Genomic DNA, 23,587 nt, shown 5'->3' with positions numbered 1-23,587 from the left:
CGCCCTCAGCGCCAGGCGCTGCCGACCTGCACGTAGAGCGTCTCGTCTTCCGGGCCCCACGCGTAATCGAGGCCGGTGTAGAGGCCGAGCACGCTGGCGATCTTGTAGCGCACGCCCGCGCCCTTCGCGACCTGGCTCGGCGCCTCGCCGAAATTGTTGTGGCGGCCCCACGTGCGGCCGGCGCCGAGGAAGCCGATCAGCGCCCAGCGCGGCGTGGTGTTCCAGCGCAGTTCGGTTTCCAGCGTTGCCGCGCGCGTATCCGCGTAGCGTGCCGAGCCGACGCCGCGCAGGTCGATGAACGGCAGGCGATAGAACGGGATGTCGCCGTTGGCCCAGCGCATGTCGATGCGACCGCCGAGCACGAAACGTTCCCCGCCCATCGGCAGGTAGGCGAAGGTGTGCGAGCGGTAGCTCTGGAACGTCGTGTCGCTGCCGAAGGCGTCGTCGTAGAAGTTCCCTTCGATCTGCCCCAGCCAGCCGCTGTTGGGCGTGAACGAGTTGTCGCGCGTGTCGTACTGCAGCGACAGGCCCAGCCCCGACGTGGTCTGCGCGCGCTCCTTCGGCGTGAAGCGCTGCGCGTCGCCGGCAACGTCGAAGCTGAGATCCAGGTCCATGTACGTCCACGACAGGCCGAGGTACAGGTTCTCCTCGCCGAGCCGCCGCGCGATCTTCTGGAACGAGACCAGGCCGTCGGCGTTGTAGCCGATCGCCAGCGGCTCGGTGAAGCGGCCCGGCGTGTAGAAGTCGAGGTTCACCGACGCCTTCGCGACGCCGGCGGTGTAGCGCCAGCGATCGTCCTTGAAGTGCAGCATCGCGCCGCCGCCGTAGGCATGCGTGCCGTTCTCGGTCTTCATCGCCATGCCGCCGAAGAGGTTGGGCGGCACGAGTTGCTGGCGGCCGTCGGCCGTCGTGCGCGTGGTCGCCGCACCCGCGGGGCGATGGAAGAACAGCGCGGCCAATCCGCCGCCATAACCGACGGCCGGATCGCTGACGATGATCGGCACCGGCAGGAAGCCGCCCTTGCGCTCCAGCAGCCACCGCGACATGTCGAACTTGCCGTCTTTCGGATCGTGGAGCAGGGCGCGCAGGCCGGGCTTTTCAGCGGCCGCGTCATCGGAAGCCGGCGCCGCGGTTCTGGATCCCGACTGCGCGAAGGTCGTGGCGCACGCGAGCACGCCCGCGAGCGTCAGCGCGCAGCGCAGTGCCGCGCGGCACATCAGTGTTCCGGCACCAGGAAGGTCACGACCAGCCGCACGCCCCAGTCGGGCCCGCCGCGCGGCGCGTCGGCGTAACCGCGCACACCTCCGGCGAAGCTCAGCGTCTGCCCGCCGATCCGCATGACCTTCGAGTACAGCACGTTGATCGGCACCGTCCACTGCTGGTTTTCCCAGTCGTAAGTGGATTCGGAATTGAAGGTGAGCGTGCGCCCGCCCGGGAACTGGCGCGCGAAGAACGGCTGCAGGAACGTGTTGCTGAGGTCGGGATCGTTCGCCGAACCGCCGAAGGACCAGATGTGGTTGGCGAGCGCGCCGACCGTCCAGTGCTTGCCCTGGTGCAGCACGAGCACGCTCGGGCCCGCGCCCCATTCGTCCACGCCGAGCAGGTCGTCGCTGGCGGTGGGCAGCAGGAACACCGGGCCGATGCCCCACGTCAGGCCGCCGGCAGTGGGCTGCTTGGGCGAGAAGAAGAAGGTCGGCGTGATGTTGCCCAGGCCGAACTGGCTGCCGGACTTGCCGGCGATGTCCTCCTGGTAGATCACCGGCGCGATCACGCGCGTGATCAGGTTCCAGTCCTGCGAGATCGATGCGGGAATCACCGGCTGGATGTTCAGCGTCTGCTTCGTGCCGTCCTCGCTGCCGTAGCCGAAATCGGCGTTGTACTGGAACGGCACGCTGATCATCGACGCAACGGGGTTCGACAGCTTCTTCGCCAGTTCGTCGGCGCTTTCCTGCGCATGCGCGACAGGCACCGTGGCGGCGGCAAGAACGATTGCGAAAAGGACGCGCGTGCACATGCTCGAACCTCCGTGTTCGTGATCAGAAGGCGATCGTGGCCGTCACCATCAGCGGATCGCCCTTGATGCGCCGCTTCACGTCGAACTCGGTGAGCCAGCGGGCGGCGAATTCGACCTGGCCGCCGTCCCACTTGTTCGTGTAGTTGACCGTCGGCCCAAGCGCGAAGGCGCGACCCTTGAAACCGTTGAGCCGGTCGGCCGTGGGGCCTTCGTCGTCCTCGATCTGCTGGATCCAGCCGCCGATCCCACCTACGCCCCAGCCATTGGCGAAACGCTTGACCAGTTGCGCGTCAAGGCGGAACACCGCGCCGTTCTGGTAATCGGTGGCGTCGTTCTTCGTGTAGATGTCGACGGCGCCGACGGTGGTGAATTCCAGCGTGCCCTTCTGCATTAGCTGCGTGTAGCCGATGGTCGGCGAATACGTCCAGTTGTTGAGGCTCAGGTTCGCCAGCCGGTCGGGGTCGTAATCGCCCCAGTCCGTGTAGACGTACAGCGCCAGCGTCATGTGCCGGGTCTGGTCGAAGTGGTAGCCGGCGATGATCGGCGCGAAGAACGGGTCGAAGACGTCCCAGTCGGCCTTGTCGTTCACCCGCCCGGTGCGCGAGCCGATCGACACGTTGGCGGTGACGTCGACTTCCGCGAATGGCAGCGTCGCCATCGATGCGAAGTTCCATCGACCTTCGCCCGTGTCCCAGACATACAGGCCGGTGACACTGAGCATGTCGAAGGTCGCGTCCATGCCGAGCGTCAGCTGGTTGTTCAGCGGGACTTCGCGCGAGGCGCTGATCTCGCCGCTGTAGTGCACGTAGCCGATGGCGGCATTGAAACCCGGCGTCGGCGGCACGACGCCGGCGAAGGACTGCACGTTCGTGCCGGTGATGGTGCGGCCGAGCGCGCCTTCGGTCGCGAACGCGGGCTGGGCCAGCGCGGCGCAACCCAGCGCGATGCCGGCGGCGAGCAGGTGACGGGTGTTCATCGTTCTCTCTCCAAGCCAATTCAGACGCCGTCTCATCCGGCGTCGAGGAAACAGACGCGGCGCGGCGCATGGCCGCCGCCGCGCGTCGATGGATCAGCGACGACGGAAACCGCCGCCGCCGCGGAAGCCGCCACCACCCAGCCCCGGACGGAAGCCGCCGACCGGCCGCTGCATGCCGCCCGCAGGGCGCTGCATGCCACCGCCGCGCTCGAAGCCGCCGGTGCGTTCCATCGCGCCGCCCTGGCGCTCGAACGCAGCGGGATTGAGCGAGCCGCCATCGCCGCGGATGCGCGCGTCGCCGCGTTCGCGCGCGAAACGGTCGCCGTCGAGCGCACCCGGATCCACGTTCTGCCGCGTCTGGCCGGACAGGTTCTGCGAGCGGTCGGGACGATCGACCTGCGTCCAGCCGTTCTCGTCGTGCTTGTAGACGTTGCCGTCGCGACCGGCGTAGACGTCGTCGTTCACCTGCACCACGCCGCCGCGGTTCAACGTGCCGGTGTCGGCGTTGTAGTGGAAGCCGCCCGCGCCGCGCGCGTCGTTGCCGTTCGGGCCCTGCGTGTTGAACGCGCCAGCCGCGCCCGCGCCGTTGGGGCCGATTGCCGCGCCGCCCGCGGCCTGCGTCACTCGGCCGGTGTTGGTGTTCACGACGGTGCGTTCGCCCGCGCGCGCGGCCTGGCCGGTGTACGGATTCACTGCCGCGGCGCCGCCGCCCGCGACCACGCGACCGGTCTCCGGGTTGTAGCGGATGCCCTGCGCCCCCGCGCTGGTCGTGCCGGTGTAGACGTTGGTGTTGACGCCCGCACGGCCGATGCCGCGCCCGCCGGTGGCTTCGTTGTAGTAGCCACCGCGTGCGCCGCGACCGACGTTCCCGGTCCACGGGTCCGCCCACGCCGCGGCCGTGCCGCGCACCGCGGCGTTGCCCCAGTGGCCGTACACATTCCACGCCGCAGCGCCGCCACCCCACCAGCCGTACGGATACGCCGGGCCGTACCACGGGCCCCACCACGGGCTGTACGGGCCGTACCAGCCGTCGTACCAGCCCCAGCCCCAGCCGAAGCTCCAGCCGACCCACGGGTTCCAGCCGAAATACGCGCCCATGCCGTACGTCGCCGGGCAGCCGTACCAGTACGCGCCGACCCACGGCGTGCACGCGTAACCCGTGCCGTACACGACGACGTTGTCGGTCACGACCGTGCCGTAGTAACCCGGCGTGTAACCGACGTACACGTCGTCGCCGTCGTTGCCGTACACGCGCACGTAGGTGACGTAATGCAGCGGCGAACTGGTCGGGATGCCGTAGATCGCGGGAGGAACGCTGGTGGCGACGGTCCACGGTCCCGTCGGCGAGGACGCGGCGAACCAGATGCCCTTGTCGACCGCGTAGTAGCTGTCGTTCGCCACGCGGATCACCGGCACCGCCGTGTTGCGCGCGTACTGCAGCGAGGTCCCTTCGATGTTCGCGAACTGCGGCGCGCCGTCGTAGGCGACGGTGAGCTTCGCCTGCGCCTTCTTCACCGTCGCGGTCTGCGGGATGTCGTTGGCGATCAGCGCTTCCTTCGACTCCGGCGTTCCGGGAATCGACGCGAGCACGCCGCTCTTCGGGCTTTGCGGCGGGATCTTCGCGAAGTCCGCCGGCAGCCGGTTTGGCGCCACGTAGCGCCACGGCCCCTTGCTGCCCGGCGCCGTGAACCAACGACCCGATACCAGCACGTACCACGCGTTGTCCGCGCCGGCGTCGACGAACACGTCCGCACCTGTGTTGGTGACGTAGCTGAGTCGGGTGCCCTCGATGGAGGCGAACTGCGGATCGCCCTGCACCGTGATCAGTTCGGCCGGATGCGTGCGCACGTACAGCGCGGGCATCCCTCCGTTGGCGAACGCGTCGGCGAGCGCCTGCGGCGGCTTGTCGAGCGTGTCGACCTGCTTCGACGACACCGCCTGCTGCATCGCCTGCGTCAGCTTCGCGTCGACCGTGGGCGCAAGCGTCCACGGACCGTCCAGCGACGCCGCCTTCGCCCAATGGCCAGCCAGATGCGTGTAGTACTGGCCGTTCTGCTCGAGCAGCAGCGAACGGCTGTTGATCACGCGCTGCACGCCGGCCACGCCGCTGGGCTTCAGCGCAGGCTTTCCGTCGACCAGCACCAGCACCGCCGGCTGCGTGCTGAAGAGGATGTCGGGCGGATCGTTGCGGACGGGAAGCGAAGCCGGCGTCTTCGCATCCACGGCGGCGATCGCCAGCGCGGATTCGAGCTGGTCGAGCGAGACGGTGAGGGTGGATTTCTGCTTCAGCTGCGCGCGCACCAGTTCCAGGTACTGAGCCTGCTTCGCGGTGGCGGTGGGGAAGCTCGCGTTCGTCAGCTGGATGTCGCGCAGCACCACCGCGCGCGCGTCCTTGTCGATCTGCGTGCGCGCCTGGAAGGTCACCACGCCGTAGTCGGCGGTCTGTTCCGGCTTGCCGTCCGCGCCGTTGTGCGTGCCGGTGTTGACCGACATCGCGAAACGTCCTTTGAGCTGGTTGTCGTTCCAGCTGTCGTACTGCGGCTGGTGGACGCTGAAAGTGGTGCCGTTCTGCGTGAACTGCCGCGGGAAGGGGCGCGCGTCGATGTTCGCGGCGGCATCCGATGTGGACGACTGCGAAACCAGCAAGACCTGCGCTGTCGAAGGAACCGCGACACACAACGCCATCGCCGCGCTCAACACCAACGACTGGATACGCATATGCACTCCGTTTGCAAGGTCGTTCCCAGCGACGCGTGAACGACGTGGTGGGCGGCGGATGGTGACAGGAAACGCGAGCAGGCAAGCCCAGAAAATTTCAGCGATGAATCGTCAATTCGGTGGATTCACGACGATGTATTGCACCGTGGTTCCTGCGTACTGCGGCTGATACCAGGTGCTGCCGCACTGCTGGTACGCGATGCCGTTGACGACGGTGGTAACGCAGCTCGGCGGCACGGAATTCACGATCGAACCGACCGCCGCCGCCGTCACGGCGACGGCCGTGGTGACCGCGGCCGCGGTCGCGACCGGATGGTCGTCGTACCAGCCGTGATGCCAGCCGTTGTCCACGTCGATGTCGATGTCGTTGTGGACGTCGATGTTCGTGTTGCGACTGACGTTCGTGCTGCGATTGACCTGGGTGTTGCGGTTGACGTTCGTGTTCGCGCTGCGGCTGGGTGCGACCGCATGCCCACCGGCGCCAGCGTGATTGACGCTCGTGCGCGCACCGCCGCGGGCGCGTGGACCCGCATGTGCGTCGGACGTGACCGCGAGCAACGCGACCGCACCGGCCAGCAGTCCGATGCCCGCGCCGATGGCGATCGTGTTGCGCCACGGGTTCGCGTGCGGTGGGGCGTGCCGCTTCGACGCGCGATGTTTCGTCGCAGCGTGTTTCATGGCGACACCTCCTGCGCGGCGACCAGCTCGATGCGATGCGCATCCTTCGGCGGCGTGAACGCGAAATCGCCGTCGCGAATCGTCGCGTTCGTGTTCCATCGCAGCGTGCTGGCGTACTGCGGCTGCGCCGCATCGTCGGTGGTGGTGATCACCATGCGGCGCGGCAGCGGCTTGTCGCCGGCCTCGATCCAGATCTGCCAATCCACGCCGTCCTGGCGGAAGGCGTACTGGTCGGTGACGCTGCCGTCGATGCGCGCCGGGCCGACGTACGCTGCCGAACGCAGCGACGAGACCGGGGCCCGCGCCGTGCCCCACAGGAACAGATCCGCGAGCGGTAGTTCGATGCCGTACTTGTCTTCGGCCAGCGCGAGCAGCCCCGCGATCGTCGGCGGTGCCGGCGTCTGCGCGTACAGCTTGTTGCGCGGGCCGTAGACCGTCAGCGTCTTGCCGTCGTAATAGAGTTCGCGCTCCTTGCGGTCGCTCTTCATGCCGATGTACAGGCCGTTCGGCGAACGAACCTTGTAGTCGAGCGTGCCCGGGAACTCCAGTTTCTGCCCGTCCTCCATCACCAGGTCGATGGTGGTGTCGGCATGCAGGCCGAACTGCTTCAGCGACCGGAGGTAAGCGGACATCTTCTCCAGCGCGGCGATCGCCTCGGGCTGCACCTGCGGCGCGGCCATGATGGCGGAGGAGGGTACATCGGCTGTCTGCGCACGCGCGAGCGCCGGGGCGCACGCGATGGCCACGATGACGACGAACAACGAAGAACGACGCATTGCGCACCTCCTCGATGTTGCGGCGACCCCGGCGGGCGCCGCGTGGCCGCGCTGCGGCCATGGCGACACGTCACTGCCCGCGAAGGGCCGGCGACGCGCCTGTCTTCATGTGCATGCAGAGGATGGTGTCGCGCGCGAAGCTGCAGCCGCGCATCGTGCGCGCTGCTTCGCCGCCACGGCGAAGCACGGTTTGCCTGCTCGACATCGTCCCTCCCTCCCGGCGATCCCGTTGCGGTTGGTGCGTGACGCATGCGGTGCTTGCGCGCGGTACAACAGATGCGATGTCACCGCCGGCACATTTCCGGCAATGCCGCGTGAAACCGTTGTGACGGGCACGCGAACGCGTATCCGTTCAGGCTGAACGACCGACGCGTCCGCCGACGAGCCGTCATTCCCGATGCGCGATTACGCCGCGTCGGGCGCGAGCGTCGTGCCGGTGATGCCGCGCAGGTGCTGTTCGAGTTCGCCGATGCGTTCGGCCAGGCGCCGCGTCTGTTCGTCGTCCAGATGCTGCATGTCGCCGAGGATCGCGGCCAGCCGCGACAGGCGTTCGCTTTCGTCGCGCACATGCTGCCGCTGGCGCAGCGCGAACTGCTCCTCAGCATTCACGGTGCTGCGGCGATGCAGGTCGATGAGCACGTCGTAGAGCCGTTCGGCGATGCGGCGGTCGCCGTCGCTCCACGGCACGCTCTGTCCACGCACCGTCTCGCGCCACGCGGCGAAACTGCGCCGTGGCGCGATTCGCAGGCCGTCGTCGGTGGGTACCGTCGCCTTGTGGGGATGGCCGGCCCACGTGACTTCCTCGACCTGTTCCTTGCGGAAGCAGTACACGCCGTCGCCATCGCGGCCGAACGCCATGGCCAGTACGCCGGCGAGACCGTCGGCCGGGCGTTCCTGGCTGCGCCAGTCCTCGCGAAGATGCGTGGAGGCGACCGCACCCGCGCGCGCGGCGCCCCACGCGCACAGCTCGGAGAACGACTCGCCGCCCGGGACGGTGCCGATGCTCAGCTGCCGGTTGCCCAGCAGCATCATCACGCCGTCGGCATCAAGCAGCTTCGCGATCACGCGCAGGTACGTCGGCAGCACGTCGGCGAGCACGCGCCCCTTCTGCGTCGCTTCGCGCAGCACGTCGCCGAGTTGCTGGCTCTGGTCGTACAGCGCCATCGCGGTGGCCTGCTCGTGGCCCGCCACCCGCATCGACACGTACATGCCGAACAGGTCGGCGGTGGCGCGGATGCCGGGCGGAACGAGCCGGGCAACGCGGTGGTGGCACGCGATCAGGCCCCACAGGCGACCGCCGCTGACGATGGAAATCGACATCGACGCGCCCACGCCCATGTTGCGCAGGTATTCCAGGTGCACGGGCGACACGCTGCGCAGCGCGTGGTGCGACAGATCCAGCGATGCACCGCCAGCATGGCGCGGCGGTTCGATCGGCACGGGCGTGTAGCCCGAATCGGGAATCACGCGAAGCCGGTTCATGAGGTACAGGTGCCGCGCCTGCACCGGGATGTCCGAAGCGGGATAACGCAGGCCGAGATACGGCTCCATGTCATCGGCGTGATCTTCGGCGATCACTTCGCCGGCCTCGTCCGGGCGGAAGCGATAGACCATCACGCGGTCGTATCCGGTCAGCTCGCGCACCAGTGCCGCGGCCTGCTGGAAGAACGCCGCGCCCGGATCCTGCCCGGCGATGCGGCCGATCATCGCGTTGGCCGTCAGTGGGCCGACGTTGTCCGTGCCCGGCTGCTGCGGTTCGATCTCGATGTGCACCAACCCCTGGTGCAGGTGCGTGCTGATATCGCACAGCGCGCCGTGCCCGCCGATGTTCGTCGTCGCCACGCGCTGCGCGGCCAGTCCGGGCTCGATGAAACGCAGCGCGTCGGCGATCGCTTCCAGGATGCTTTCGTCGACGTGCTCGCGCAGCGACGTGCCCAGCAGCTGCGCCGGCGTCTGGTCGAACAGGTCGGCGACGTTGGCCGAGGCATGGCGCACCGTCCAGTCGGGCCAGCTGCAGCTCACCAGATAGCCGTGCGGCTGGATCGCGCCGGACAGGTGGATCGGTTCGCGCGCGCAGATTTCCGCGTCCGTGGCGTTGGCGATGTTCATTCGGTTCCTTCCTTTTCGACGCGCAAGGCGTCGCGCAATGCGGCTTCGACGGCGGCGAAGGCGCGATGGCTGGCGGCGACGAGGCGATCGAGCTGGCCTGCGTCGGGCGTGGCGTCTTCCAGTTGCCGGAGCAGGTCCGGCCAGCCGCTGGAGGCGGCATGTTCGTTCAGGTAGCGCGCACCGGCGCGTCCATCGAAACCCAGCGCGCCAGCCTGGCGCAGCAGCAGGCGCGCGCCGAGCGAGGAGCCTTCGAACACGTACGCCCAGCCGAGCCGTTCGTAGCGGTCTTCCGGTTCCGCATCCGCGGGCGTCGCTTCGCCGACGATTCCAAGCGTTTGCAGATCGTCGGAAAGCAGCGGCAGGTAGCGATCGCGCGCGCCGTCGGGCAATGCGCTGGTCGCGACGAAGCGATGCATCGCGCGCAGGTAGGCGGCGTAGTCGCGGTGTTTCGAAACACCATCGGGAAGCAACGCATCGACGCGTCCATGCGCGGATGCGGTGGCATGGCGCAGATGCGAGCGGACGGGGCCCAGCGACATCGGGCGCTCCCGCGCGATCGAGGAGCTCCAGACTACCCGATCCGTGCTTGCCGCGTTGGTCCGTTCAGGCTCAGCCCTGCGCCGTGGCGCTCTCGCGCTGGTTGCGCGATGCAGTGAACGCCGACGGATGTTCCCCGATGCGGAAACCCATGCCGGGGATCGTCTGCAGCAGCGGCGTGTCGTGCCCGCGATCGATCGCCTTGCGCAGGATGTAGAGATGGCTGCGCAACGAATCCGAATCCGGCGGCTCGTCACGCCACACCTCGCGCTGGATTTCCTCGCGACTGACCACGCGCGGCGCTTCGCGCATCAGCAGGTGCAGGATCTGGAAGCCGATGGGCGTGAGGTGGATCGTCGTGCCGCCGCGCTCCGCGCTCATCGCATGCGGATCGAGCACGAGATCCCCGACGCGGATCGGCTCACCGGCGGTCTTGCGCGAGCGACGCATCAGGCCACGCAGGCGCGCTTCGAGTTCCTCGATCGAGAACGGCTTGGTGAGGTAATCGTCGGCGCCCGCTTCCAGTCCTTCCACGCGATCTTCCACGGTGTCCCGCGCGGTGAGCATGAGGATGGGCGTGGAGCGGCGCTGCTCCTGGCGGATGCGGCGGCACACTTCCACGCCGTCGATGCGGGGCAGGTTGCGATCGAGCAGGATCGCGTCGTACGGGTTGTTCGCCGAGAGCCGCAGTGCTTCGGCACCATCGCGGGCGTAATCCACTTCGTAGCCACCCGCCTCGAAATAACCGCCGAGCATTTCCGCGATGGAAAGGTGGTCCTCGACGATCAGGATGAGTCGACCGTTCTGGTTCATGTGCGTACCGATGCAAGAAAACCTCTGGATTTCAAGACTCGGTGAAGAACCGTGACGCGCACGTGAGAGCGTTCCCGCAACACGCTTAACGCAACGATGAAGAGACTTAACGTCGTCTGCGCGTTCACGATTCCGTCGCCGCATCGCCCGGATGATCGAGCTCATCGCAAACCGAAACGGAGACTGCAATGGCGAACATCGAACATGAACTGCACGTGGTGAACAGCCTCATCGAGACCACCATCGACAGTGTGGACGGCTACCGCGAGGCGGCGAGCGACGCGCAGAACCCGACGCTGCGCACGCTGTTCGAGCGTCGCGCGAGCGAGCGCCAGGCAGCGGTCGCGGCCTTGCAGGCCTACGTCGTCTCGCAGGGCGGCAAGCCCGAGGACGACGGCACCGTGCTCGCCGGCGCGCATCGCGTGTTCGTGGACCTGCGCGCCGCGCTGACGAAGGGCGACGAGGCGGTGGTCAAGGAGGTCGAGCGCGGCGAGGACCACATCAAGCACAAGTACGAGGAAGCGCTGAAGGACCTCGAGCTCTCGCCGGCCGCGCGCGACGCGATCGACAAGGCCTACGCCTCGGTCAAGCAGGGCCACGACGAAATGAGCCGCCTGAAGCACGGCTTCGAGGCACTGGGCTGACCGAGCGCGTCACCATCAACCGCGCCGGCCACTGCACGGGACGCGCCGCATGAATCCCGATGTGATCGGCTGGCTCGCGTCGATCGTTCTTCTTGCGACGCTCATCCGCCAGGTCGTGACCATGGCGCGCGACCCGGAGGCGAAAGGCGTCTCGCGCTGGCTGTTCATCGGCCAGTGCGTGGCGTCGGTAGGCTTCGTCGCCTACAGCGCGATGGTGGGAAACAAGGTGTTCGTCGCCACCAACGTGGCGATCCTCATCACCGCCATCGTCGGTCAATGCATCGTGGCGCGGCGCAAGTCGCGCCAAGCGCGCGCCTGAAGGACGCGCCATGGACCTGAAAAGCGGCTACCCGTTCTGGGCGGTCAAGAACGGGCTGATGCAGTCGTATGCACCGCTGCGCTCGGATCTTCGCTGCGACGTGGCGATTATCGGCGCCGGAATCACCGGCGCCATCATCGCCGATGCACTCGCCGACGCCGGGCACGAAGTCGCGGTGTTCGACCAGCGCGACGTCGGCTGGGGCAGCAGTGCGGCGAGCACAGCGCTGCTCCAGTACGAGATCGACACCCATCTGACCGACCTCGCACGCGAGTACGGCGAGGAACCGGCTTCGATGGCGTATCGCGCATGCGAGGACGCGATCGAGATGATCGGCGACCTGGCGCGTGGTGTCCGCGACGTGGATTTCGCCCGTACCAACAGCCTGTACTTCGCGAGCAGTCGCTGGCACGTGCCACGTCTGCGTTCCGAATTCGAGGCCAGGCGTCGCGCGGGCCTGGACACGCACTGGCTCGATCGCGGCGATGTCGCGCGCGAGTACGAGTTCGACGCGCCGGCGGCTCTGCTCACGACCCAGGCTGCGCGCGTCGACCCGTATCGGCTCGCGCACCGGCTGTTGCAACGCCTGCACAAACGCGGCGGTGGCGTATACACGCGCACACGGTTGAAGCCGGTGCGGACCACCTCACGGCAGGTCGTGCTCGAAAGCGATGCCGGCGCACGCGTGATCGCGCGGGACGTCGTGGTGGCAGCAGGCTACGAGTCGCAGCGCTGGATCGACCAGAGCCTGGCCCGCAATCGCAGCAGCTACGCGTGCATCACGGAGCCGGTGGAGCTGGGCGCGCTCGCGGACACCATGCTGTGGGAAACCGCGCGGCCGTACCTCTACATGCGTGCCACCGGCGATTCGCGTCTGCTGGTCGGCGGCGAGGACGATGCGGTGGACATCCCCCGGCGTCGGGACCTGCGCGTGGACAAGAAGGCGGGCCAGCTGATGAAGCGCGTGCAGGACCTGTTTCCGCGATTGACCACCGTCCCGTCGTTCGCGTGGGCGGGTACGTTCGCTGAAACCAAGGACGGGCTGCCCTTCTTCGGTCCCCATCCGCAATGGGGCCCGCGCGTACTGTTCGCGATGGCCTACGGCGGCAACGGCATCGTCTACAGCATGCTCGGGGCAGGCCTGATGCGCGCGTGGCTCGAGCGGCGTCGACACCCACTGCAGGCGCTCTTCGGGTTCGAGCGATTGCGCTGAGGCGTGGGCCGAGCGTGTCCGGCTCTGCCGACGTTGGTGAACGGGGAGCAGATGGCGCCTGGTGTGGCGGAGCGGCCTCGTCGCCTTCGAACGGGCAACAAAAAACCCGCATCGCTGCGGGTTTTCATGTGTTCTCGCGGATGGTGGCTATGGGTGGACTCGAACCACCGACCCCAGCATTATGAGTGCTGTGCTCTAACCGGCTGAGCTACATAGCCCCGCGGAGAACCGCGAATTATTCATGCCGAAGGGGTGTCCGTCAATCGCCCCGGACCGGGTTGTCGTCGCGGGCGAGGGCGTGGCAGAGTCGGGGGCAGTGAATTCAGGAGTCCGCATCGTGATCGATCCGGACGGCTACCGACCCAACGTCGGCATCGTCCTGATGCACCCGGACGGACGCGTGTTCTGGGCGCGCCGCGTGCATCGCGACGGCTGGCAGTTCCCGCAGGGCGGGATGAACAGCGACGAGACGCCGCTGGAAGCCATGTACCGGGAGCTCCGCGAGGAGACCGGGCTGCTTCCCGAGCACGTCGAGGTCCTCGGCGCCACGCCCGGCTGGCTCCGCTACCGCCTGCCGCAGCGGGCCATCCGCCGCAACGACCGCCTTGTCTGCATCGGCCAGAAACAGGTGTGGTTCCTGTTGCGCCTGTGCGGGCAGGAGTCCGACCTGCGCCTGGACCTGACCGACAAGCCCGAGTTCGACCACTGGCGCTGGGTCGATTTCTGGTACCCGGTCGAGCATGTGGTCATGTTCAAGCGCTCGGTGTACGCCCGGGCGCTGCGGCATCTCGCCCCGGCCGCCCGGCAGGTGGCCGGACCGGCCGCGGTACCGACGCCGGGGCCGGAGTTCCGCCCCCAGGACCAGATCGGCCGCAGCCGCGGCGCGCGCTGGCGCGGCGCCGGAGCGGGGTCCGGGCCCCGCTGACCGGGGCACCCGAACCGGTTGCCGTCGATTAATTGACAATCATTCTCATTCATGGCGGAATGGCCCTGCAGCCGATCCGGCTGTCCAGCCGAATACCGCCGCCGTGTACGTCTGCATCTGCAATGGGGTCACCGATCACGACATCCGCTCGGCCGCCGAGGCCGGTTGCCGCAGCGTGACCGAGCTGACGATGCGTACCGGCGCCGGCGCCAACTGCGGCAGCTGCCTCGACATGGCCGCGTCGCTCCTCGATGCGGCCCACGCCGTCCGCGAGCTGCCCTTCGCGGTGATGCAGGAAGCCGCCTGAGCTTCTTTCCCAACCGAGACTGATTCTCGCACGCGGCTGCACCCGATTCGCGTTCCGTCATCGCGCCCATGAACGGGCTAGAGTGCCGCCATCCCACGTCTTACGGAGGCCGGCCATGAAGGGCGACGCCAAGGTCATCGAGTTCCTCAACAAGGCGCTCTACAACGAGCTGACCGCGATCAACCAGTACTTCCTGCACGCCAAGATGCTGAAGAACTGGGGCCTGAAGGAACTGGCCGAACACGAATACAAGGAATCCATCGACGAGATGAAGCACGCCGACAAGCTGTCGGAGCGCATCCTCTTCCTCGAAGGCCTGCCGAACTTCCAGGCGCTGGGCAAGCTGCGCATCGGTGAGAATCCGCGCGAAGTGCTCGCGTGCGATCTCGCGCTCGAACTGGAAGGGCTGCCGCTGCTGCGCGACGCCATCCGTTATTGCGAGTCGGTGAACGATTACGTCAGCCGCAAGCTCTTCGCCGACATCCTCGATTCCGAGGAAGAACATATCGACTGGATCGAGACGCAGCTGTCGCTGATCGAGCGCCTGGGCGAACAGAATTACCTGCTGACGAAGCTGGAAGACTGATCGCCGCGCATCGCGAACGCTGAAACGAAAACGCCGCCGGATCCGGCGGCGTTTTTCTTGGCAATTCGTCAGATCGGCCCGGGCTTCGGCGTGCGGCGGAACAGCATCCGCCATACCCACCACAGCAGCAGCGCGACGGTGATGCTGATCAGCACCACGAGGCTGAGCGCGATCCACGGATGCGCGAACACCAGCGCCAGGCCACCGATCGTGGCCGCGTCCTCGGTGATCGAGGCCGTCCAGTTGCTGACCGGTTCCGGCGAGGTGTTGAGCAGGGCGCGCGAGCCGGACTTGAGGACGTGGCTGGTCAGCGCGACGCCCGCGCCCGCTGCGAGCGCGCCAGCGCCGAGCTGCCCGTCGGGCGACAGCGTGGCGGCGGCGAGGAAGGCGCCCGCCGGAACGCGCAGCAGCGTGTGCAGGAGGTCCCAGCCGGAGTCGACGCCCGGAATCTTGTCGGCGAAAAATTCACCAGCGGCGAGCAGGCCCGAGACGCCAAGGACCCAGGGCGAGGCGGTAACCTGCAGCGCCTGCGGCAGGTCCAGCCAGCCGAAGAAGCCCGCCAGGCCGACGCCGAAGACCGTGAGGTACACGCGGATTCCGGCCAGCCAGGCCAGAACTACGCCAATTGCGAACAGGTGCGCATCCGTCATGTCGCTCCCTCGCTAGACTGTCCATCGAAGTATAGGGGCTGGGGAATCCGGCGACTCACCGCCGGAAACACGCTTATGAACAACACGCCGCGCAGGGCGCCGCCGCCGCGCTTCACGATCGTCCAGCAGCGTCCGGACCGCCGGCCGCTGATCGCGGCCGTGCTCGCCATCGCGTGGCTGGGCTCGCTGGCGGGCGTGTGGTTCGGTGCCGAGCGCCATGCCGCACCCAAGCTGCCGCAGGTGACGGCGCAGCTGGACGCGGCCCAGGACGAGCTGCGCCGCTGGCGCTCGCAGGCCGAGCAACTGGCCCAGCGCGAGGCGACGCTGTCGCGCTCCGACCAGATCAGCCGCGCGGCGAACAAGGAAGTGCAGGGCGAACTGGCCGAGCGCGAGGAGGAAATCTCCGACCTGCGCGCGAATCTCGCCTTCTACGAGCGGCTGGTCGGCGCCACGGGTCAGCCGAAGGGCCTCAGCGTGCACTCGGCGCGCTTCGATGCCGAGTCCGGCGGCAGCTGGCGCTACCAGATCGTGCTGACGCAGAGCCTCAACAAGGGCGCGATCAGCCGCGGCCGCCTGCATTTCACCGTCGAGGGCGTGCGCCACGGCAAGCTCGCGACGATCAGCTGGGACGAGCTCCACCAGCGCAGCTCCGCGCCGCCGCAGGACTACTCGTTCCGCTATTTCCAGCAGCTCAACGGCAGCGTGATGCTTCCGGCCGACTTCACCCCGCAGCGCGTGCGCGTGTCGCTCGACGGCGGCGACGTCGCCGTGGAGCAGACGCTGGGCTGGCAGCTCGGCGCCACCTGACCCGACGATTTCCCCTACTGCCGGTCCGCCGGCGCGCAACCGGAAGTACCCGATGTTCAAGAACAAACCCGCCCAGATCGACGGCCAGGTCGACACCCTCATCGGCGCCCAGGTCGTCATCCATGGCGACCTGAAGTTCAGCGGCGGCCTGTACGTCGAAGGCCGGATCGTCGGAAAGGTGATCGCCGAGGAAGGCCAGCGCGCCACGATCACGCTGGCCGAGAACGGCAGCATCGAGGGCGAGGTACGCGCGCCGGTGGTCATCCTCAACGGCCGCCTCGATGGCGACGTGTACGCCAGCGAGCGCGTCGAACTGGCCGCGAAGGCCCGCGTGCAGGGCAACGTGCACTATCAGGTCGTCGAGATGCTGGCCGGCTCGGTGCTGACCGGCCGCCTGATCCACGCCGGCGCGCATGAAGGCCACGCCCTGACTGAAGCGGATCTGGACGGCGCCGCCGTTCTGCGCTGACCGTCACACCGGCTCGCGGTAGGCTGGGCGCCGATTCCCACGGCGCCCCGGCATGACCCCGAGCGATCCCGAGCAATCCACGTCGCCCCGACCGCCCGGCCACGTGCCGGAGCCCGTCGCCGCGCCGTCGGCCGCGCGCGACGCGCTGGTCGGCGGCCGCACGCCGATGCTGCTGGGCGTGGTCGCGGTGGCGCTGCTGTTCGGCCTGTGGGGCGCGTGGCGCGTGTTCGCGCCGGCGCCGGACAGCCCACAGGCGCAGCTTGAGAACCGCGAACGCGAAACGCGCAGCCAGCGGCGCCAGATCGAGCAGCTCGAACAGCGTGTGGCGACGCTCAGCCGTTCGGACCAGATCAGCCGCGACGCCAATCGCGACCTGCAGAGCACGCTGGCCGAACGGGACGAGGAAATCGCCGGCCTGCGCGCCGACGTCGCCTTCTACGAGCGCCTGGTCGGCAGTACGGCACAGCGCCGCGGCCTGGCGGTGCACTCGCTCCGGTTGCAGCCGCAGAACGACACCGCCTGGCACTTCACCGGCACGCTCACCCAGAACCTCAACCGCGGGGCGGTCAGTACCGGGCAGCTCACGCTGGCGATCGAAGGCACGCGCGGCGGCAAGCTCGAAAAGCTCACCTGGCCGGTGCTGCGCCAGCAGGCCAACGCGCCGGGCATGACGTACTCGTTCAAGTACTTCCAGCAGGTCGAAGGCGACATCTTCCTGCCACCGGGCTTCACCCCAGTGCGCGTCGCCGTGCGCCTGGCACCGCGCTCGGGGGCGCCGATCGAGCAGTCCTTCACCTGGGCCGACGCCACTCGCGACGTCGCGCCGGCCACCGCAACGCCCTGAAACCGGCGTTGCGGCGCCCGCAGGACGCAGCGACCCGTCCTGCGGCTTGAACAACCCGGCCGCGCGCCCCATCCTTTTTCGCATGGAATTGCCCACCGTTTCCCCCACGCCGGACTACCAGTCCCTCGATCGTCCCCTCCAGTTCTCGTCGGCCGCCGCCCGCAAGGTGCGCGAGCTGATCGCGGAGGAGGGCAACGACGCGCTCAAGCTGCGCGTCTACATCCAGGGCGGCGGCTGCTCCGGCTTCCAGTACGGCTTCGAGTTCGACGAGGCGCAGGGCGAGGACGACCTCGCCATCCAGACCGACGGCGTCACGCTGCTGGTCGACCCGCTGAGCCTGCAGTACCTGATGGGCGCCGAGGTCGACTACACCGAAAGCCTGCACGGCGCGCAGTTCGTGATCCGCAATCCGAACGCGAAGACCACCTGCGGCTGCGGTTCCTCGTTCGCGGTGTGAGCGACACGCCGGCACCGTTCGCGTTCGTCGAAGCCGGCGCGGATGCCGCCTGCCGCGGAGCGCTCGATCGTGCCGACCGCCTCCGCGACGATCCCGACGCGCTGAAATCACGCTGGCCCACCTCGCGCGTGATCCTTCTCGACGAGAAGGGCAACGCGTACGCCGACGCCGAAGGCCGACTGCTCGCAATCACCGGACACGACGTCAGCGAGGGTCCCGGCGGTGTAGGCGCCTCGGTGTTCCTCGGTCTTGATCCGCATGACACGGCATGGTTCGCGCTCGAAGGCGCGCTGACTGCGCTCGATGCGCCGCGTCGTGTCGACCTGCGCAGCGCCGCGGCGTCGTGGCCGGCGTTCGATGCGAGTGTGTTCGCGCAAGCGCGCGCGCTGCAGCACTGGCGCAGCCGCCACCGCTTCTGCGGTGTGTGCGGCGGCGAAGTCGCGTTGTCGCGCGCCGGCTGGCAAGGCACGTGCACGAAGTGCGGCGTCGAACATTACCCGCGCACCGATCCGGCGGTGATCGTCGCCGTCAGCGATGGTTCGCGTTTGCTGCTCGGTCGCCAGGCCGCGTGGCCTGCGCGGCGCTATTCGGTGCTCGCGGGTTTCGTCGAACCGGGCGAATCGCTGGAGCAGACCGTCGCGCGCGAAGTGCTGGAAGAAACCGGCGTGCGCGTGCGTCGCTGCCGCTATATGGCCTCGCAACCGTGGCCGTTCCCGGGCTCGCTGATGCTCGGTTTCCACGCCGACGCCGAACCCGACGTGCCGCAGGTCGACGACGAGCTCGAGGAAGCGCGGTGGTTCACCGCTGACGACGTGCGTCGTGCACGCCAACGCGGCGAATGGGGCAGCACGCAGGACGACGGCGAAGGCCCGGTGCTGTCGCCGAGCATTTCGATCTCGCGCTGGTTGATCGAGCAGTGGCTGGCGGAGCAGGGCGGCGCGTAAGCGAGCCGTTACCAGTCGCCCGAAAGAAAGCCGTCATCCCGGCGAAAGCCGGGGCCCACGCCTGTAACGCACGGGCACTCCCGCACCCGAAACCTACCTCACCGTCATTCCCGCGAAGGCGGGAATCCATCGGTCTGAGGCCACGTCTCATTCGGAGGCGCTGATGCGCGCAAGCATGGATCCCCGCCTTCGCAGGGATGACAGCCAAGCGCGTAGTGCACCGTATCTTCGAATCATTTGGGTGATGTGTCGCAACAGAATGCCGTCCCGGCGAAAGCCGGGACCCAGGCCCTGTAACGCACGGGCACTCCCGCACCCGAAACCTACCTCACCGTCATTCCCGCGAAGGCGGGAATCCATCGGTCTGACGCCACGCCTCATTCGAAGGCGCTGATGCGCGCAAGCATGGATCCCCGCCTTCGCGAGGATGACAGCCAAGGGCGTAGTGCGCCGTATTTTCGAATCATTCCGGTGATGTGTCGCAACAGAATGCCGTCATCCCGGCGAAAGCCGGGACCCAGGCCTGTAACGAACGGGCACTCCCGCACCCGAAACCTACCTCACCGTCATTCCCGCGGAGGCGGGAATCCATCGGTCCAACGCCACGCCTCATTCGAAGGCGTTGATGCTCGCAGGCATGGATCCCCGCCTTCGCGGGGATGACAGCTAAGGGCTCAGTGCACTGCATCGCGAATGATCTTGGCTGCAGCAGCAACTGCCTCACGTCGCGAAAGACGCCCGCGAGACGTGTACGCCATCCCTCCGCCGACCCTCACCCCAACTCCTCTCAGCTCTGCACGCCCTTCGGGTCGCCGGTGGGGAGGGGGCTATGGGCAGACGCCATCGCTCCCGCAACGCCACGCTAGAATCGATCCAGCCCACGCGACCGGAGCCGCCGCGCAATGTCCGCCACCCTGATCGCCGTCGTCGTCGCGCTGGTGCTCGGCCACATGGCGCCGTCGCTTGCGGCATCGGTTCGCCACTACGGCTGGTACCGCGACTGGCTGCGCTGGCTCGACTCGCGCTTCCCCGAAGGCAGCTTCTGGCGCGGCCGCTGGGGCCTCGTGCTTGCGCTGGCGCCGATCTCGCTCCTCGTCACGCTGTTCCAGCTCGCACTGCACGATGCCTTCTTCGGCCTCGCAGGCCTGATCTTCGGCGTTGCCGTGCTGTTCTACGCATGGGGCCCGCGCGATCTGGACGTCGATGTCGATGCCGTCGCCAACGCGCCCGATCCCGTCGCGCGCCGCACCGCTGCGATTCGCCTGTGGCCCGAAGGGGGCATGCCCGCGGTGCTCGACGGCGGCAGCCTCGTCGAAGCCGTCTTCCGCAACGCGCAGCATCGCTGGTTCGGCGTGTTGTTCTGGTTCCTGCTGCTCGGGCCATTCGGCGCGTTGCTTTACCGGCTCACCGCCATGTCGGCCGAAGGCGAGGCGGCCAGCGCATTGCCGAACGAGACCCGCGAAGGCGCGCGTTACCTGTTTGCGATCCTCGACTGGCCCGTCGCACAGCTGATGACGCTCTCGCTCGCGCTGGTCGGCAACTTCGACACCGTGCTCGGCGCATGGCGCGATGCCGGTGGCGCGTCGTTCGACGTGCGCCGTCCGTTTCTCGGCGCCGTCGCGCGTGCGAGCGTGAAGTGCGAGCTCGCCGACGAGGCGGCCGATTACGACGACGTCGCCACCGGCGTGGAAGCGGGCGATGCCGGCCTTGCGCCGACACCGCCGCCGATCTCTGCGTTTTCCGGCGAAGTGCCGGAACTGCGCGACGCGATGAGCCTGGTCTGGCGCAGCCTGCTGGTATGGCTTGCCGTGCTCGCGCTGTTCGTCATCGCGGGCTGGGTGAGTTGACGCTCAGCCCGGCGCCATCCACGCGAACATCGGCAGGTTCCGCAGCACGCCGAACGCGAGAAGCGCGACGATCCACACGCGTCCATCGTGCGCGTACCGGTTGAGCGACGCAGGCAGCAGCGGCCGCGCAAGCCACCACTGCGCCAGCATCGCCGCGAGCAACGGCAGCGCGATCATCGCCAGCGGATTCATCGACCACGCACGCGCCACATCGCCATGCACCAGCGCGTGCAGCATGCGCGTGAGCCCGCAGCCGGGGCAGTGCAGCCCGGTGACGGCATGGAAAATGCAGGGCCACAGCGACTCGGGCTGGAAGACCCGCAGCAGCGCGGCACCCAGCAGCGTGAGCACCGCCGTGGCACCCACCACGGCGGTGCGCATCTCGAACGCGCGCGACGAGGCGCGGCAAACGACGACGTTCATTGCTGCACGCGCTGCACGTTTTCCAGCTCCTGCATCATCTGCTGGTAATGCGCCATGCCGCCGGCGCTGATGAACCAGATCGTCCAGCACAGCCCGAGGATCGTCAGGCCCGTGGTGATCCAGCACCACAGCTTCGCGCGACGCGACGCCACCCACGCGCCGGCTTCATCGCCCGCGGCGAGCTTGGTGTTGACCTGCGCGGCGAACACGATGGCCACGATGCCGGGGATCGTGCCGACGATGCAGCAGAACAGCACCGAGGCGATCGTGATGAGGATCGCCCAGATCATGTAGTTGGGAATGCGCGGCGCCAGCGACGGCGGCGGCGACGACGGCGGGATGGGAGGCGGCACGTTCATGGCGATCCTTCGGGTGCGCCGCGACGCCGCGGCGAACCGATCCTAGGAAACGCCCCATGGTCCCGCCGTGATGGCTCAGGCGGCGTCGCCGCGCATCGCCCGCACCTTCGCTTCCAGCGTGGCCGCGTCGATGGCGGGATCGAGGATCGGTGCCTGTGCGATCACCTCCACCGGCGCTCGGAACCTTCGCGGCACGCGCATCCGGCCCAGTCGCGTGTCGCGCCGGCTCCACATGCTCGTCCACATGTTGCGCAGGGCCATCGGCACCACGGGCACGACCTGCCCGCGCGCTGCGGCGCGTTCCAGGATGTGCTCCACGCCCGACTTGAACGGTGCGATCTGACCGTCCTTCGTCAGCGCGCCCTCGGGGAAGATGCCGACCAGTTCGCCTTCGGCCAATGCGGCGTCGATTTCATCAAACGCCTTGCGCATCAGTTCGGGGTCCTCGCGCGCACCGGCGATGGGGATCGCCTTCGCCGTGCGGAAGATCCAGCTCATCACCGGGATGTTGAAGATCCGGTAATACATGACGAAGCGGATCGGCCGCGGCACGCTTGCCGACAGGATCAGCGCATCCATGTAGCTCACGTGGTTGCACACGATCAGCGCCGCGCCTTCGTCCGGGACGTGCTGCTCGATGCCGTGCGGACGCATGCGGTATAGCACGCGCACGAACACCCAGCTCAGGAACCGCATCATGAACTCGGGCACGATCGTGAAGATGTAGATCGCCACGATCACGTTCGCGATCGCCAGCGCCAGGAACACCTGCGGGATCGTCCAGCCGAAGAAGCGCTGCACCACGAGGCCCAGCGCCGCCGCCAGCACGATGAAGCCCGCGTTCTGGATGTTCATGCCGGCGATCACGCGCGAGATCTCGCTGCGCGGCGTGCGGCTCTGGATCAGCGCGAACAGCGGCACCACGAAGAAGCCCGCGAACAGGCCGATGCCCGTCAGGTCCATCGCGATGCGCCAGCTGCCCGGCTGCTGCAGGAACGCGCCGATGCTGAGCCCCGTCGTCGTCGCCGCGCCGCTACGGGCGAAATACAGGTCGATCATGAAGGCGCTCATGCCGAACGCGCCCATCGGCACCAGGCCGATTTCCACCGTGCGCGCCGACAGTTTCTCGCACAGCATCGACCCCACGCCCGTGCCGACGGAGAACAGCGCCAGCGCGAAGATATACAGCGTGGCGCTGCCGCCCAGGTTGGCCTCGGCATAGGTCGGCAGCTGCGAGGTCAGCACCGTGCCGATGAACCAGAACCACGACACGCCCAGCACCGAGTTGCGCACCGCCAGCTGCTTCTTCGCAAGGCGCAGCACGGCGAGCGATTCGGGGATCGGGTTCCAGTTGATGCGCAGGTCCGGCGCCCCCGGTTCCGCGCGGGGAATGAAGCGGCTGACGATGTTGCCGCCCACGGCGAGCAGGATGATGGCCGTGGCCGCCACCACCGGCCCGTGCGAGCCGGCCAGTTCGAAGATCAGGCCGCCGAAGATCATGCCGACGAGGATGGACATCGACGTGCCCATCTCGACCAGGCCGTTGCCGCCGGTGAGTTCCTCCGGCTTCAGCACCGACGGCAGGATCGAGTACTTCACCGGCCCGAACAGCGTGGACTGCACGCCGGTGCAGAACAGCGCGACGAGCAGCACCACCATGTTCTGCGTGACAAAGCCCACCGCCGCCAGCGACATGATCACGATTTCCATCGTGGTCGTGATGCGGATGAGCTTCGACTTCTCCAGCTTCTCCGCGATCTGCCCCGCGGTGGCCGAGAAGAGGAAGTACGGCAGGATGAACAACGCCGGCGCGATGTTGGTGTAGAGCGTGCGCTCCTCCGGCGTCACCCCGAGCCAGAACAGCAGGCCGATGATCGCCTGCCGGTACACGTTGTCGTTGAACGCCCCCAGGCACTGGGTCACGAAGAACGGCAAGAAGCGCCGCTGCCGAAGCAGGTCGAACTGACTGTGTGCCATGCACGCAAGTGGTTGGGGCGATGCGCGCGAGACTAGCAAATGGGGGAAAACAGCGTCATCCCGGCTGGGCGATGCCCCGACATTGGCCCCTCTCCCCGCTTGCGGGAGAGGGGTTGGGGTGAGGGGCGGCGGCGTGTTGCCGCCGTCCCGGTGGTGACCGGCGCGGACTCCCGCGCGCGGGAATGAAGAAGGTGG

25 protein-coding genes and 1 tRNA gene are annotated in these 23,587 nt (G+C 68.0%); 12 read left to right on the top strand and 14 right to left on the bottom strand.

The window, feature by feature from the left end; genetic code table 11:
* Positions 1–5 precede the first annotated feature (5 nt).
* From ABIE51_RS17910 to ABIE51_RS17870, 9 genes are all read right to left on the bottom strand, one after another.
* Positions 6–1,217, bottom strand: coding sequence for a BamA/TamA family outer membrane protein (locus tag ABIE51_RS17910; protein ID WP_192632814.1), 1,212 nt, complete (start codon positions 1,215–1,217; stop codon positions 6–8).
* Positions 1,217–2,014 (bottom strand): transporter, encoded by a 798-nt coding sequence (locus ABIE51_RS17905; RefSeq protein WP_192632815.1) that lies wholly within the window; start codon positions 2,012–2,014, stop codon positions 1,217–1,219. The genes ABIE51_RS17910 and ABIE51_RS17905 overlap by 1 nt, the downstream gene beginning before the upstream one ends.
* A gap of 22 nt (positions 2,015–2,036) precedes the next feature.
* Positions 2,037–2,990: a SphA family protein gene (locus tag ABIE51_RS17900; protein WP_192632816.1), complete on the bottom strand. Its 954-nt coding sequence runs from the start codon at positions 2,988–2,990 to the stop codon at positions 2,037–2,039.
* Positions 2,991–3,083: 93 nt separating this feature from the next.
* The gene (locus tag ABIE51_RS17895; protein WP_192632817.1) at positions 3,084–5,708 is read right to left on the bottom strand and encodes a hypothetical protein; all 2,625 of its coding nucleotides are present in this window, start codon (positions 5,706–5,708) and stop codon (positions 3,084–3,086) included.
* A 111-nt stretch (positions 5,709–5,819) separates the two neighbouring features.
* Complete coding sequence (locus ABIE51_RS17890; protein WP_354504646.1) at positions 5,820–6,386, bottom strand: hypothetical protein; 567 nt, start codon at positions 6,384–6,386, stop codon at positions 5,820–5,822.
* Entirely contained in the window at positions 6,383–7,162 is a 780-nt protein-coding gene (locus ABIE51_RS17885) for a DUF2092 domain-containing protein (protein WP_192632818.1), read from the bottom strand. The genes ABIE51_RS17890 and ABIE51_RS17885 overlap by 4 nt, the downstream gene beginning before the upstream one ends.
* A 405-nt stretch (positions 7,163–7,567) precedes the next feature.
* The gene (locus ABIE51_RS17880) at positions 7,568–9,271 is read right to left on the bottom strand and encodes a GAF domain-containing protein (protein WP_192632819.1); all 1,704 of its coding nucleotides are present in this window, start codon (positions 9,269–9,271) and stop codon (positions 7,568–7,570) included.
* Positions 9,268–9,810, bottom strand: a complete 543-nt coding sequence (locus ABIE51_RS17875; RefSeq protein ID WP_192632820.1) for a biliverdin-producing heme oxygenase — start codon at positions 9,808–9,810, stop codon at positions 9,268–9,270. Before ABIE51_RS17875 ends, ABIE51_RS17880 begins: the two co-directional genes overlap by 4 nt.
* 70 nt (positions 9,811–9,880) lie before the next feature.
* The gene (locus ABIE51_RS17870; RefSeq protein WP_115841846.1) at positions 9,881–10,621 is read right to left on the bottom strand and encodes a response regulator transcription factor; all 741 of its coding nucleotides are present in this window, start codon (positions 10,619–10,621) and stop codon (positions 9,881–9,883) included.
* Positions 10,622–10,809: 188 nt separating this feature from the next.
* On the opposite strand from ABIE51_RS17870, the gene ABIE51_RS17865 reads away from it, so the two are divergent.
* The 3 genes from ABIE51_RS17865 to ABIE51_RS17855 are packed head-to-tail and all read left to right on the top strand — an operon-like array spanning position 10,810 to position 12,797.
* Positions 10,810–11,265, top strand: a complete 456-nt coding sequence (locus tag ABIE51_RS17865; RefSeq protein WP_115841845.1) for a PA2169 family four-helix-bundle protein — start codon at positions 10,810–10,812, stop codon at positions 11,263–11,265.
* Positions 11,266–11,314: 49 nt separating this feature from the next.
* Positions 11,315–11,584, top strand: a complete 270-nt coding sequence (locus ABIE51_RS17860) for a hypothetical protein (protein ID WP_192632821.1) — start codon at positions 11,315–11,317, stop codon at positions 11,582–11,584.
* A 10-nt stretch (positions 11,585–11,594) separates the two neighbouring features.
* Positions 11,595–12,797, top strand: a complete 1,203-nt coding sequence (locus tag ABIE51_RS17855) for an NAD(P)/FAD-dependent oxidoreductase (RefSeq protein ID WP_192632822.1) — start codon at positions 11,595–11,597, stop codon at positions 12,795–12,797.
* 141 nt (positions 12,798–12,938) lie between these two features.
* On the opposite strand, the gene ABIE51_RS17850 is transcribed toward ABIE51_RS17855, so the two are convergent.
* Positions 12,939–13,015 (bottom strand) — tRNA-Met (locus ABIE51_RS17850).
* Between the two features lie 119 nt (positions 13,016–13,134).
* Here ABIE51_RS17850 and ABIE51_RS17845 point away from each other — a divergent pair.
* The 3 genes from ABIE51_RS17845 (at position 13,135) to bfr (ending at position 14,615) form a co-directional block, all read left to right on the top strand.
* Entirely contained in the window at positions 13,135–13,722 is a 588-nt protein-coding gene (locus tag ABIE51_RS17845; RefSeq protein WP_115841835.1) for an RNA pyrophosphohydrolase, read from the top strand.
* A 103-nt stretch (positions 13,723–13,825) separates the two neighbouring features.
* Positions 13,826–14,029 (top strand): (2Fe-2S)-binding protein, encoded by a 204-nt coding sequence (locus ABIE51_RS17840; RefSeq protein WP_115841834.1) that lies wholly within the window; start codon positions 13,826–13,828, stop codon positions 14,027–14,029.
* Between the two features lie 115 nt (positions 14,030–14,144).
* On the top strand, positions 14,145–14,615 hold the full coding sequence (gene bfr / locus ABIE51_RS17835; protein ID WP_115841833.1) for a bacterioferritin: 471 nt from the start codon (positions 14,145–14,147) through the stop codon (positions 14,613–14,615).
* 68 nt (positions 14,616–14,683) lie between these two features.
* On the opposite strand, the gene ABIE51_RS17830 is transcribed toward bfr, so the two are convergent.
* Entirely contained in the window at positions 14,684–15,265 is a 582-nt protein-coding gene (locus tag ABIE51_RS17830) for a DUF4126 domain-containing protein (RefSeq protein WP_192632823.1), read from the bottom strand.
* A 75-nt stretch (positions 15,266–15,340) separates the two neighbouring features.
* Between ABIE51_RS17830 and ABIE51_RS17825 the strand changes: the two genes are divergently transcribed.
* From ABIE51_RS17825 to ABIE51_RS17800, 6 genes are all read left to right on the top strand, one after another.
* Positions 15,341–16,072: a DUF6776 family protein gene (locus tag ABIE51_RS17825; RefSeq protein WP_232338466.1), complete on the top strand. Its 732-nt coding sequence runs from the start codon at positions 15,341–15,343 to the stop codon at positions 16,070–16,072.
* 52 nt (positions 16,073–16,124) lie between these two features.
* Positions 16,125–16,541 carry a bactofilin family protein gene (locus tag ABIE51_RS17820; RefSeq protein WP_115841831.1) on the top strand — a complete coding sequence of 139 codons (417 nt, stop codon included), beginning with the start codon at positions 16,125–16,127 and terminating at the stop codon, positions 16,539–16,541.
* A 52-nt stretch (positions 16,542–16,593) separates the two neighbouring features.
* Positions 16,594–17,385, top strand: coding sequence for a DUF6776 family protein (locus ABIE51_RS17815; RefSeq protein ID WP_354504641.1), 792 nt, complete (start codon positions 16,594–16,596; stop codon positions 17,383–17,385).
* Positions 17,386–17,467: 82 nt separating this feature from the next.
* On the top strand, positions 17,468–17,842 hold the full coding sequence (gene erpA, locus ABIE51_RS17810) for an iron-sulfur cluster insertion protein ErpA (RefSeq protein ID WP_181902748.1): 375 nt from the start codon (positions 17,468–17,470) through the stop codon (positions 17,840–17,842).
* A complete protein-coding gene (nudC, locus tag ABIE51_RS17805) occupies positions 17,839–18,786 on the top strand; it encodes an NAD(+) diphosphatase (RefSeq protein ID WP_192632824.1) in 948 nt (315 codons plus the stop codon). The genes erpA and nudC overlap by 4 nt, the downstream gene beginning before the upstream one ends.
* Before the next feature lie 902 nt (positions 18,787–19,688).
* Positions 19,689–20,633, top strand: a complete 945-nt coding sequence (locus ABIE51_RS17800) for a hypothetical protein (RefSeq protein WP_192632825.1) — start codon at positions 19,689–19,691, stop codon at positions 20,631–20,633.
* 3 nt (positions 20,634–20,636) lie between these two features.
* Here ABIE51_RS17800 and ABIE51_RS17795 read toward each other — a convergent pair whose 3' ends face one another.
* From ABIE51_RS17795 to ABIE51_RS17785, 3 genes are all read right to left on the bottom strand, one after another.
* Complete coding sequence (locus ABIE51_RS17795) at positions 20,637–21,056, bottom strand: DUF2752 domain-containing protein (RefSeq protein ID WP_354504638.1); 420 nt, start codon at positions 21,054–21,056, stop codon at positions 20,637–20,639.
* Positions 21,053–21,415: a CD225/dispanin family protein gene (locus tag ABIE51_RS17790; protein ID WP_157031194.1), complete on the bottom strand. Its 363-nt coding sequence runs from the start codon at positions 21,413–21,415 to the stop codon at positions 21,053–21,055. Before ABIE51_RS17790 ends, ABIE51_RS17795 begins: the two co-directional genes overlap by 4 nt.
* A 75-nt stretch (positions 21,416–21,490) precedes the next feature.
* Positions 21,491–23,392 carry an MFS transporter gene (locus tag ABIE51_RS17785; protein ID WP_192632826.1) on the bottom strand — a complete coding sequence of 634 codons (1,902 nt, stop codon included), beginning with the start codon at positions 23,390–23,392 and terminating at the stop codon, positions 21,491–21,493.
* Positions 23,393–23,587: the final 195 nt, after the last annotated feature.

The organism is Lysobacter sp. OAE881, from assembly GCF_040546665.1.
GTDB classification, from domain to species: domain Bacteria; phylum Pseudomonadota; class Gammaproteobacteria; order Xanthomonadales; family Xanthomonadaceae; genus Lysobacter_J; species Lysobacter_J soli.
This window is presented reverse-complemented; position numbering and strand designations above follow the sequence as displayed.

What these genes read in the sequence shown, in the direction of transcription:
- ABIE51_RS17910 (WP_192632814.1), bottom strand. Translation starts at nt 1,217, where the DNA reads ATGTGCCGCGCGGCACTGCGCTGCGCGCTGACGCTCGCGGGCGTGCTC.
- ABIE51_RS17905 (WP_192632815.1), bottom strand. Translation starts at nt 2,014, where the DNA reads ATGTGCACGCGCGTCCTTTTCGCAATCGTTCTTGCCGCCGCCACGGTG.
- ABIE51_RS17900 (WP_192632816.1), bottom strand. Translation starts at nt 2,990, where the DNA reads ATGAACACCCGTCACCTGCTCGCCGCCGGCATCGCGCTGGGTTGCGCC.
- ABIE51_RS17895 (WP_192632817.1), bottom strand. Translation starts at nt 5,708, where the DNA reads ATGCGTATCCAGTCGTTGGTGTTGAGCGCGGCGATGGCGTTGTGTGTC.
- ABIE51_RS17890 (WP_354504646.1), bottom strand. Translation starts at nt 6,386, where the DNA reads ATGAAACACGCTGCGACGAAACATCGCGCGTCGAAGCGGCACGCCCCA.
- ABIE51_RS17885 (WP_192632818.1), bottom strand. Translation starts at nt 7,162, where the DNA reads ATGCGTCGTTCTTCGTTGTTCGTCGTCATCGTGGCCATCGCGTGCGCC.
- ABIE51_RS17880 (WP_192632819.1), bottom strand. Translation starts at nt 9,271, where the DNA reads ATGAACATCGCCAACGCCACGGACGCGGAAATCTGCGCGCGCGAACCG.
- ABIE51_RS17875 (WP_192632820.1), bottom strand. Translation starts at nt 9,810, where the DNA reads ATGTCGCTGGGCCCCGTCCGCTCGCATCTGCGCCATGCCACCGCATCC.
- ABIE51_RS17870 (WP_115841846.1), bottom strand. Translation starts at nt 10,621, where the DNA reads ATGAACCAGAACGGTCGACTCATCCTGATCGTCGAGGACCACCTTTCC.
- ABIE51_RS17865 (WP_115841845.1), top strand. Translation starts at nt 10,810, where the DNA reads ATGGCGAACATCGAACATGAACTGCACGTGGTGAACAGCCTCATCGAG.
- ABIE51_RS17860 (WP_192632821.1), top strand. Translation starts at nt 11,315, where the DNA reads ATGAATCCCGATGTGATCGGCTGGCTCGCGTCGATCGTTCTTCTTGCG.
- ABIE51_RS17855 (WP_192632822.1), top strand. Translation starts at nt 11,595, where the DNA reads ATGGACCTGAAAAGCGGCTACCCGTTCTGGGCGGTCAAGAACGGGCTG.
- bfr (WP_115841833.1), top strand. Translation starts at nt 14,145, where the DNA reads ATGAAGGGCGACGCCAAGGTCATCGAGTTCCTCAACAAGGCGCTCTAC.
- ABIE51_RS17830 (WP_192632823.1), bottom strand. Translation starts at nt 15,265, where the DNA reads ATGACGGATGCGCACCTGTTCGCAATTGGCGTAGTTCTGGCCTGGCTG.
- ABIE51_RS17825 (WP_232338466.1), top strand. Translation starts at nt 15,341, where the DNA reads ATGAACAACACGCCGCGCAGGGCGCCGCCGCCGCGCTTCACGATCGTC.
- ABIE51_RS17820 (WP_115841831.1), top strand. Translation starts at nt 16,125, where the DNA reads ATGTTCAAGAACAAACCCGCCCAGATCGACGGCCAGGTCGACACCCTC.
- ABIE51_RS17815 (WP_354504641.1), top strand. Translation starts at nt 16,594, where the DNA reads ATGACCCCGAGCGATCCCGAGCAATCCACGTCGCCCCGACCGCCCGGC.
- erpA (WP_181902748.1), top strand. Translation starts at nt 17,468, where the DNA reads ATGGAATTGCCCACCGTTTCCCCCACGCCGGACTACCAGTCCCTCGAT.
- ABIE51_RS17800 (WP_192632825.1), top strand. Translation starts at nt 19,689, where the DNA reads ATGTCCGCCACCCTGATCGCCGTCGTCGTCGCGCTGGTGCTCGGCCAC.
- ABIE51_RS17795 (WP_354504638.1), bottom strand. Translation starts at nt 21,056, where the DNA reads ATGAACGTCGTCGTTTGCCGCGCCTCGTCGCGCGCGTTCGAGATGCGC.
- ABIE51_RS17790 (WP_157031194.1), bottom strand. Translation starts at nt 21,415, where the DNA reads ATGAACGTGCCGCCTCCCATCCCGCCGTCGTCGCCGCCGCCGTCGCTG.
- ABIE51_RS17785 (WP_192632826.1), bottom strand. Translation starts at nt 23,392, where the DNA reads ATGGCACACAGTCAGTTCGACCTGCTTCGGCAGCGGCGCTTCTTGCCG.